8 protein-coding genes are annotated in these 10,017 nt (G+C 69.0%); all 8 read left to right on the top strand.

Annotated features, from left to right (window positions below):
- Positions 1 to 170 precede the first annotated feature (170 nt).
- Positions 171 to 785, top strand: a complete 615-nt coding sequence (locus tag WFP78_RS22990) for a TnsA endonuclease N-terminal domain-containing protein (protein ID WP_336966819.1) — start codon at positions 171 to 173, stop codon at positions 783 to 785.
- A complete protein-coding gene (locus WFP78_RS22985) occupies positions 782 to 2,446 on the top strand; it encodes a Mu transposase C-terminal domain-containing protein (protein WP_336966818.1) in 1,665 nt (554 codons plus the stop codon). Before WFP78_RS22990 ends, WFP78_RS22985 begins: the two co-directional genes overlap by 4 nt.
- Positions 2,443 to 3,339 carry a TniB family NTP-binding protein gene (locus WFP78_RS22980; RefSeq protein ID WP_336966816.1) on the top strand — a complete coding sequence of 299 codons (897 nt, stop codon included), beginning with the start codon at positions 2,443 to 2,445 and terminating at the stop codon, positions 3,337 to 3,339. The genes WFP78_RS22985 and WFP78_RS22980 overlap by 4 nt, the downstream gene beginning before the upstream one ends.
- Positions 3,329 to 4,828: a TniQ family protein gene (locus tag WFP78_RS22975; RefSeq protein ID WP_336966814.1), complete on the top strand. Its 1,500-nt coding sequence runs from the start codon at positions 3,329 to 3,331 to the stop codon at positions 4,826 to 4,828. Before WFP78_RS22980 ends, WFP78_RS22975 begins: the two co-directional genes overlap by 11 nt.
- 454 nt (positions 4,829 to 5,282) lie before the next feature.
- The gene (locus WFP78_RS22970; protein ID WP_336966819.1) at positions 5,283 to 5,897 is read left to right on the top strand and encodes a TnsA endonuclease N-terminal domain-containing protein; all 615 of its coding nucleotides are present in this window, start codon (positions 5,283 to 5,285) and stop codon (positions 5,895 to 5,897) included.
- On the top strand, positions 5,894 to 7,558 hold the full coding sequence (locus tag WFP78_RS22965) for a Mu transposase C-terminal domain-containing protein (protein ID WP_336966818.1): 1,665 nt from the start codon (positions 5,894 to 5,896) through the stop codon (positions 7,556 to 7,558). Before WFP78_RS22970 ends, WFP78_RS22965 begins: the two co-directional genes overlap by 4 nt.
- Positions 7,555 to 8,451 carry a TniB family NTP-binding protein gene (locus WFP78_RS22960; RefSeq protein WP_336966816.1) on the top strand — a complete coding sequence of 299 codons (897 nt, stop codon included), beginning with the start codon at positions 7,555 to 7,557 and terminating at the stop codon, positions 8,449 to 8,451. The genes WFP78_RS22965 and WFP78_RS22960 overlap by 4 nt, the downstream gene beginning before the upstream one ends.
- Positions 8,441 to 9,940 carry a TniQ family protein gene (locus WFP78_RS22955; RefSeq protein WP_336966814.1) on the top strand — a complete coding sequence of 500 codons (1,500 nt, stop codon included), beginning with the start codon at positions 8,441 to 8,443 and terminating at the stop codon, positions 9,938 to 9,940. Before WFP78_RS22960 ends, WFP78_RS22955 begins: the two co-directional genes overlap by 11 nt.
- The last annotated feature ends 77 nt before the right edge of the window (positions 9,941 to 10,017 follow it).

Raw genomic sequence — 10,017 nt, 5'->3', positions numbered from 1 at the left:
CTGTCGCTTTCCCTTGAAGTGGAGTCTGGGCGGCGGGGAAAGGTGAGTCTTTCTGGACTCTTGGGCATGGTCTGATTTCCCTTGAATCATAGATTTGGTCCTTAAATCGTAGACTGACCCCAACATCTGGGTGTATTGACGCCTTGCATGACCGCGAGTCGGAGGAGCTGATGCGACGCATCCCGCTCAGTCGCCGGTCGCATGTGACCGGCTTCCGGCCTCTCGATGGGGAGGCGATCGAGCACGAGAGCGCGCTCGAACGGGACTTTGTGATGCTCGTGCAGTTCCTCGACGCGGGCGCGGCGATCCGGTCGCAGCCGATCACCATCCGGTTCGACGCCGAAGGCCAGTCGCGGCGATACACGCCGGACTTCCACGTCGCCTGGAGCGACGGCGCGACCGAGCTGGTCGAGATCAAGTATCGGGCAGACCTGCGCACGCAATGGCGGCGGCTGAGGCCGGCGTTCGCTGCGGCCCGGCACGTCGCCGCGCAGGACGGCGCCCGGTTCAGGATCGTCACCGAACGCGGCATACGGGGTGCACGTCTCGACAATGTCCGCAGGCTGCTGCCGCTGCGGAGTGCGCCGATCGACGGTGCGGTGGCGAGCCGGGCGATGATGGCAGCGCGGTCGCTGGCGGCGCCGACCTTCGGCGCGGTCGTCGGCGCGGCGTCGCAGGACCGGGTGCAGGCGCTGGGCGTGGTATGGCGGCTGATCGCGCGCGGAATGCTGGTTGCGGACCTGTCCCGATCCATCCGCGTCGATACGCTGGTGAAGGCGGCATGAGCGCCGCCGGCACGCCCGATCTGAGCGGAGTGCCGGCGGTCCAGTGGCTGGAAGCGCGGCGGCGCCATGCGGCGATCCGCGCGCTCGCCGAGATCCCCGACCGCACGCGCGCGGACGCCGAGTCCACGGCCGCCGTGCTCGGCCTCGACATATCCTTCATCTACAAGCTGCTCGCCCGCTACGAGGCGGACCCGCGCGTCACCAGCATGTTGCCGCGCCGGCGCGGCCGAAAGGACGGTGATCTGGTGCTCGCCGCCGAGGTCGACGAGGTGATCCAGGCGGCGATCGACGAGATGTTCCTGACCCGCCAGCGGCCGCGTGTGAGCGATCTCGTCACCGAGATCCGTCGGCGCTGCTGGACGCTCGGCCTGCCGCGCCCGAGCCGGAAGACCGTGCAGAAGCGGATCGACCAGCGTGCGCCGAGGGAGGTTCTGGCGAGGCGCGAGGGCCGCAAGGCCGCGCGGGATCGGTTCGCCCCCGCGACCGGCGCGCTCGATGCGCCCTGGCCGCTGGCGTTGATCCAGATCGACCATACGCTGGTCGATGTGATGGCGGTCGACAGCGTGAGCCGGCAACCGATCCAGCGGCCGTGGCTGACGATCGCGATCGACGTCCACTCGCGCTGCGTCGCCGGCTTCCATCTGACGCTGGAGTCGCCGTCCGCCACGTCCGTCGCGCTGTGCCTCGCCCATGCCGCCCTGCCCAAGGCGGGATGGATGATGGCGCGCGACATCGCCGGGACATGGCCGGTCGAGGGCGTGCCCGAGCGGCTGCACCTCGACAACGCCAAGGAGTTCCACTCCGAGGCGCTGCGGCGCGGCTGTGAGCAATATGGGATCGCGGTCGACTATCGGCCGGTGCGCACACCCCATTATGGCGGGCATATCGAACGGCTGATCGGCACGATGATGGGCAAGGTCCATCTGCTGCCGGGCACGACCTTCTCCAGCGTGCGGGAGAAAGGCGACTATGATCCCGAGAAGACGGCGGCGATGACGCTCGACGAGATCGAGCGCTGGCTGGGCCATGCCATCGTCGGCCTCTATCACCGCGATCTGCATCGCGGGATCGGGATGCCGCCGCTCGCCGCCTGGGAGCGCGGCCTCGCCGGCGACGGCGCCCACGAGGGACGCGGAACGCCGGTCGCGGTAAGCGATCCGCGTCGGTTCCTCATCGACTTCCTGCCGTTCGAGCGCCGTCTGGTCCGCCGCGAGGGCGTGTTCCTGCACTCGGTCAGCTACTGGTCGGACGTGCTGCACACCTGGGTCGGCGAGCGCGAGAAGATGCTGGTGCGCTATGATCCGCGCGACCTCAGTCGCGTGTATCTGCTCGGGCCGGACGGCCAATATTACGACCTCGCCTATGGCGACCTCAGCCGTCCGCCGATCAGCCTGTGGGAGCATCGGCTCGCGCTCAAGCGGCTGCGCGAGGACGGGAAAGCGCAGGTCGACGAGGAAACGATCTTCCGCACGATCGAGACGATGCGCGGCATCGCCGACCAGGCGAGCGCGGCCACCAAGACCGCACGGCGCCAGCGCGCCCGCCGACCGGGCGATGACGTCGCGAGCGCCGCGCCCGCATCCCGCGTCGGCTCGGTTGCGAAGCTCAAACCCTTGCCCGCCGACCGGCGGGTGTTCGCCAATGTGGAGGAATGGACGTGACGGACACGGTCTATCCGCACCTGTTCGAGCAGGTCCGTCCGCTCGCCGATGCGCCGGCGGAGGAACGGGTGCGGCGCATCCGCACCGATCGGTGGATCGGCTATGCACGGGCCGAGGCCGCCCTGGCCGAGCTGGATGACCTGCTGACGTTCCCCAAGCGCCTGCGGATGCCGAACCTGCTGCTGGTGGGTCCGAGCAACAACGGCAAGACGATGATCGTCGACAAGTTCAGGCGAACCCACGCCACCGGCATCTGCGCGGGCGGTTGCGACAGCGCGGTCGCGGTGCCGGTGCTAAAGATGCAGATGCCGCCCGGCCCCGACGAGAAGCGGTTCTTCGGCGCGATCCTGGAAGCGCTGGGCGCGCCCGACCGGAGCAGCGACCGGCTCAGCACCAAGCAGGACATCGCGATGCGGATGATGCGCGCGACCAGCGTGCGGATGCTCATCATCGACGAGGTCCACAACATCCTGACCGGCACGCGAATGCAGCAGCGGCGCCTGCTCAGCCTGCTGCGCTGGCTCGGCAACGAGTTGCAGATCCCGCTGGTGGCGGTGGGCACGGCCGAGGCGCTGCGCGCCATCCAGAGCGACGACCAGCTCGCCAATCGGTTCATACCGTTCCGCCTGCCGCCATGGCAGGCGGACGACGAATATATGCGGCTGCTCAACACGCTGGAGTCGATGTTGCCGCTGCGCGAGGCGTCGGGGCTGGAGGAGCCGGCGCTGGCGCAGAAGCTCTTGAGCGCAGCCGAGGGCATCCTTGGCGAGGTGGTCCGGCTGGTGACGCTGTGCGCGGTGGAAGCGGTGACGTCCGGCGCCGAGCGGATCAGGATCGAGGATATCGACAGCATCGGGTTCATGCCTCCCTCCGAGCGGCGCCATGTCTGTTGAGCTGTTCGAGGCGGAACTGGGTGACACCCAGGCTCCGGTGACGGCGGCCCGCGCCGCGCCGGTCCTGCCGCTCGCCGGCGAGGCGCTGCCGTCGTGGCTGCTGCGCTATGCCGCGCCGTTCGGGATCGCGGCCGAGAGGCTGCTGTTCGGCGATGCGGAGATGGCGCTTGCCCGCAATCCCGAATGGTGGCGCAAGCCCGATCCGCGCCTGATCGACACCATCGCCGACACGACGGGCGTGCCCCCCGAGCGGGTGCGCGCACTGACGCTGCTGGACTGGCCGGACAGCGGAATCGACGACGCGATGCCGGAGCGGTTCGCCCGCCAGCGGTTCGTCGTGGCGAAGCCCGCGCAACAGAACCGCCGCATGGGGGTCTGCCCCGAGTGCCTGAGCGAGGACGACGATCCCTATATCCGGCGCGACTGGCTGGTGGGATGGGTCGGCGCCTGCGCGAGGCACCGCGTCAAGCTGGTGCGCGCCTGCCCGCAATGCGGCGGCAAGCTGCGGCTGCCGATGCTGCGGGCCAAGGCGCAGATGGCGCTCGGCCGCTGCCAGCGCTGCCTGTTCGACCTTGCGCGCGCACCCGGCCACATCGTGCCGGATGCGGTGATCGACCTCCAGCAACTGCTGCTCGATCAGCGGCCATGCGGCGACATCGCGCTGGCCGAGATCGGCATGTTCGACTGGCCGGTCGTGGTGGCGCTGATCGATGCGCTGCTCGGCGTCGTGTGGCTGGACACCAGGCCGCAGAACCGCGCCAGGCTGTTCGCCCGGATAGAGCATGACCTGCGCTGCGCGCCGCTCGGCGCAGCCGACGACGGCGCCGACGCGCTGACCATCCTGGCCTGGCTGACACAGCCCTGGCCCCGCCGTCTCCAGCTCGCGCTGGGACTCCTGCACGCATCGCGGGTCGCCCGGCAGATGCAGCGCTGGCCGCATCTGCCCGAAGCCGTCCGCGACCAGGTGGAAGCCGTGCTGCTCGGCGCGCTTCCCAACTTCGTCCACGCCGCCGATCGCGGATGGTGGCGTCCCTGGATCGACAATCTTCCACAAAGCGGCGACGAGTTGCGCGCGATGGCGATGCGCGAGCCGCTGCCCCATCGTCGCCAGCGCCTGATGGCGCTCGCCGACGTGCGTGACGGGATGCCGGTCGAGGTGGCGGCCGAGGCCGCCGACGTGATGGCCCGCACGCTCTACAACTGGCTCAGGCGCGGCGCGAAGGACGGGCTTGAGGCCGCTCTGGAGCGTCCGGTCTGGCGGTATCTGACCGAACCGCAGGCCAGAGAGCTGATCGAATGGATCAGCACCGCCTCGCCATACACGCCGCGCTGGCGCTGCGATCGCCTGGTCAACGAGGCGCGCCGCCGGTTCCGCGTCGAGATCACCGAGCACGTCGCCCAGGCCATGCTGCGCCGATACGGCCCCTGGCCCAAGCGCCGCCGCCTTCCCTTGAAAAGGAGACTGACCGTTGCGCCAGTCTACGATTAAAGGGCAACCAGTCTCCGCTTTAAGGGGGAAACTAGTCACGAGACGCCCCCAGTCTCCGCTTTGGGGGAAAACGACAATGGCCGCGCGTCCACAGTGCAGGCAAGCGTTAGCAAGAATCCGAAGGATTCTTTATTGTTAGCATAGTTATAGGGCGGAATCGGCAAGCGATTCCAGAATGTTAATGCCGGTTTGGGTTCCTGATAGGCCGAGTCATCGGTTCCCGATAGGCCGAGTCCGGCGGTTCCTGATAGGCCGAGTCCCATCACGGCTTATCCACAGCGCGGATGTCGCTTTCCCTTGAAGTGGAGTCTGGGCGGCGGGGAAAGGTGAGTCTTTCTGGACTCTTGGGCATGGTCTGATTTCCCTTGAATCATAGATTTGGTCCTTAAATCGTAGACTGACCCCAACATCTGGGTGTATTGACGCCTTGCATGACCGCGAGTCGGAGGAGCTGATGCGACGCATCCCGCTCAGTCGCCGGTCGCATGTGACCGGCTTCCGGCCTCTCGATGGGGAGGCGATCGAGCACGAGAGCGCGCTCGAACGGGACTTTGTGATGCTCGTGCAGTTCCTCGACGCGGGCGCGGCGATCCGGTCGCAGCCGATCACCATCCGGTTCGACGCCGAAGGCCAGTCGCGGCGATACACGCCGGACTTCCACGTCGCCTGGAGCGACGGCGCGACCGAGCTGGTCGAGATCAAGTATCGGGCAGACCTGCGCACGCAATGGCGGCGGCTGAGGCCGGCGTTCGCTGCGGCCCGGCACGTCGCCGCGCAGGACGGCGCCCGGTTCAGGATCGTCACCGAACGCGGCATACGGGGTGCACGTCTCGACAATGTCCGCAGGCTGCTGCCGCTGCGGAGTGCGCCGATCGACGGTGCGGTGGCGAGCCGGGCGATGATGGCAGCGCGGTCGCTGGCGGCGCCGACCTTCGGCGCGGTCGTCGGCGCGGCGTCGCAGGACCGGGTGCAGGCGCTGGGCGTGGTATGGCGGCTGATCGCGCGCGGAATGCTGGTTGCGGACCTGTCCCGATCCATCCGCGTCGATACGCTGGTGAAGGCGGCATGAGCGCCGCCGGCACGCCCGATCTGAGCGGAGTGCCGGCGGTCCAGTGGCTGGAAGCGCGGCGGCGCCATGCGGCGATCCGCGCGCTCGCCGAGATCCCCGACCGCACGCGCGCGGACGCCGAGTCCACGGCCGCCGTGCTCGGCCTCGACATATCCTTCATCTACAAGCTGCTCGCCCGCTACGAGGCGGACCCGCGCGTCACCAGCATGTTGCCGCGCCGGCGCGGCCGAAAGGACGGTGATCTGGTGCTCGCCGCCGAGGTCGACGAGGTGATCCAGGCGGCGATCGACGAGATGTTCCTGACCCGCCAGCGGCCGCGTGTGAGCGATCTCGTCACCGAGATCCGTCGGCGCTGCTGGACGCTCGGCCTGCCGCGCCCGAGCCGGAAGACCGTGCAGAAGCGGATCGACCAGCGTGCGCCGAGGGAGGTTCTGGCGAGGCGCGAGGGCCGCAAGGCCGCGCGGGATCGGTTCGCCCCCGCGACCGGCGCGCTCGATGCGCCCTGGCCGCTGGCGTTGATCCAGATCGACCATACGCTGGTCGATGTGATGGCGGTCGACAGCGTGAGCCGGCAACCGATCCAGCGGCCGTGGCTGACGATCGCGATCGACGTCCACTCGCGCTGCGTCGCCGGCTTCCATCTGACGCTGGAGTCGCCGTCCGCCACGTCCGTCGCGCTGTGCCTCGCCCATGCCGCCCTGCCCAAGGCGGGATGGATGATGGCGCGCGACATCGCCGGGACATGGCCGGTCGAGGGCGTGCCCGAGCGGCTGCACCTCGACAACGCCAAGGAGTTCCACTCCGAGGCGCTGCGGCGCGGCTGTGAGCAATATGGGATCGCGGTCGACTATCGGCCGGTGCGCACACCCCATTATGGCGGGCATATCGAACGGCTGATCGGCACGATGATGGGCAAGGTCCATCTGCTGCCGGGCACGACCTTCTCCAGCGTGCGGGAGAAAGGCGACTATGATCCCGAGAAGACGGCGGCGATGACGCTCGACGAGATCGAGCGCTGGCTGGGCCATGCCATCGTCGGCCTCTATCACCGCGATCTGCATCGCGGGATCGGGATGCCGCCGCTCGCCGCCTGGGAGCGCGGCCTCGCCGGCGACGGCGCCCACGAGGGACGCGGAACGCCGGTCGCGGTAAGCGATCCGCGTCGGTTCCTCATCGACTTCCTGCCGTTCGAGCGCCGTCTGGTCCGCCGCGAGGGCGTGTTCCTGCACTCGGTCAGCTACTGGTCGGACGTGCTGCACACCTGGGTCGGCGAGCGCGAGAAGATGCTGGTGCGCTATGATCCGCGCGACCTCAGTCGCGTGTATCTGCTCGGGCCGGACGGCCAATATTACGACCTCGCCTATGGCGACCTCAGCCGTCCGCCGATCAGCCTGTGGGAGCATCGGCTCGCGCTCAAGCGGCTGCGCGAGGACGGGAAAGCGCAGGTCGACGAGGAAACGATCTTCCGCACGATCGAGACGATGCGCGGCATCGCCGACCAGGCGAGCGCGGCCACCAAGACCGCACGGCGCCAGCGCGCCCGCCGACCGGGCGATGACGTCGCGAGCGCCGCGCCCGCATCCCGCGTCGGCTCGGTTGCGAAGCTCAAACCCTTGCCCGCCGACCGGCGGGTGTTCGCCAATGTGGAGGAATGGACGTGACGGACACGGTCTATCCGCACCTGTTCGAGCAGGTCCGTCCGCTCGCCGATGCGCCGGCGGAGGAACGGGTGCGGCGCATCCGCACCGATCGGTGGATCGGCTATGCACGGGCCGAGGCCGCCCTGGCCGAGCTGGATGACCTGCTGACGTTCCCCAAGCGCCTGCGGATGCCGAACCTGCTGCTGGTGGGTCCGAGCAACAACGGCAAGACGATGATCGTCGACAAGTTCAGGCGAACCCACGCCACCGGCATCTGCGCGGGCGGTTGCGACAGCGCGGTCGCGGTGCCGGTGCTAAAGATGCAGATGCCGCCCGGCCCCGACGAGAAGCGGTTCTTCGGCGCGATCCTGGAAGCGCTGGGCGCGCCCGACCGGAGCAGCGACCGGCTCAGCACCAAGCAGGACATCGCGATGCGGATGATGCGCGCGACCAGCGTGCGGATGCTCATCATCGACGAGGTCCACAACATCCTGACCGGCACGCGAATGCAGCAGCGGCGCCTGCTCAGCCTGCTGCGCTGGCTCGGCAACGAGTTGCAGATCCCGCTGGTGGCGGTGGGCACGGCCGAGGCGCTGCGCGCCATCCAGAGCGACGACCAGCTCGCCAATCGGTTCATACCGTTCCGCCTGCCGCCATGGCAGGCGGACGACGAATATATGCGGCTGCTCAACACGCTGGAGTCGATGTTGCCGCTGCGCGAGGCGTCGGGGCTGGAGGAGCCGGCGCTGGCGCAGAAGCTCTTGAGCGCAGCCGAGGGCATCCTTGGCGAGGTGGTCCGGCTGGTGACGCTGTGCGCGGTGGAAGCGGTGACGTCCGGCGCCGAGCGGATCAGGATCGAGGATATCGACAGCATCGGGTTCATGCCTCCCTCCGAGCGGCGCCATGTCTGTTGAGCTGTTCGAGGCGGAACTGGGTGACACCCAGGCTCCGGTGACGGCGGCCCGCGCCGCGCCGGTCCTGCCGCTCGCCGGCGAGGCGCTGCCGTCGTGGCTGCTGCGCTATGCCGCGCCGTTCGGGATCGCGGCCGAGAGGCTGCTGTTCGGCGATGCGGAGATGGCGCTTGCCCGCAATCCCGAATGGTGGCGCAAGCCCGATCCGCGCCTGATCGACACCATCGCCGACACGACGGGCGTGCCCCCCGAGCGGGTGCGCGCACTGACGCTGCTGGACTGGCCGGACAGCGGAATCGACGACGCGATGCCGGAGCGGTTCGCCCGCCAGCGGTTCGTCGTGGCGAAGCCCGCGCAACAGAACCGCCGCATGGGGGTCTGCCCCGAGTGCCTGAGCGAGGACGACGATCCCTATATCCGGCGCGACTGGCTGGTGGGATGGGTCGGCGCCTGCGCGAGGCACCGCGTCAAGCTGGTGCGCGCCTGCCCGCAATGCGGCGGCAAGCTGCGGCTGCCGATGCTGCGGGCCAAGGCGCAGATGGCGCTCGGCCGCTGCCAGCGCTGCCTGTTCGACCTTGCGCGCGCACCCGGCCACATCGTGCCGGATGCGGTGATCGACCTCCAGCAACTGCTGCTCGATCAGCGGCCATGCGGCGACATCGCGCTGGCCGAGATCGGCATGTTCGACTGGCCGGTCGTGGTGGCGCTGATCGATGCGCTGCTCGGCGTCGTGTGGCTGGACACCAGGCCGCAGAACCGCGCCAGGCTGTTCGCCCGGATAGAGCATGACCTGCGCTGCGCGCCGCTCGGCGCAGCCGACGACGGCGCCGACGCGCTGACCATCCTGGCCTGGCTGACACAGCCCTGGCCCCGCCGTCTCCAGCTCGCGCTGGGACTCCTGCACGCATCGCGGGTCGCCCGGCAGATGCAGCGCTGGCCGCATCTGCCCGAAGCCGTCCGCGACCAGGTGGAAGCCGTGCTGCTCGGCGCGCTTCCCAACTTCGTCCACGCCGCCGATCGCGGATGGTGGCGTCCCTGGATCGACAATCTTCCACAAAGCGGCGACGAGTTGCGCGCGATGGCGATGCGCGAGCCGCTGCCCCATCGTCGCCAGCGCCTGATGGCGCTCGCCGACGTGCGTGACGGGATGCCGGTCGAGGTGGCGGCCGAGGCCGCCGACGTGATGGCCCGCACGCTCTACAACTGGCTCAGGCGCGGCGCGAAGGACGGGCTTGAGGCCGCTCTGGAGCGTCCGGTCTGGCGGTATCTGACCGAACCGCAGGCCAGAGAGCTGATCGAATGGATCAGCACCGCCTCGCCATACACGCCGCGCTGGCGCTGCGATCGCCTGGTCAACGAGGCGCGCCGCCGGTTCCGCGTCGAGATCACCGAGCACGTCGCCCAGGCCATGCTGCGCCGATACGGCCCCTGGCCCAAGCGCCGCCGCCTTCCCTTGAAAAGGAGACTGACCGTTGCGCCAGTCTACGATTAAAGGGCAACCAGTCTCCGCTTTAAGGGGGAAACTAGTCACGAGACGCCCCCAGTCTCCGCTTTGGGGGAAAACGACAG

This window comes from Sphingobium aquiterrae (genome assembly GCF_037154135.1).
GTDB classification, from domain to species: domain Bacteria; phylum Pseudomonadota; class Alphaproteobacteria; order Sphingomonadales; family Sphingomonadaceae; genus Sphingobium; species Sphingobium aquiterrae.
This window is presented reverse-complemented; position numbering and strand designations above follow the sequence as displayed.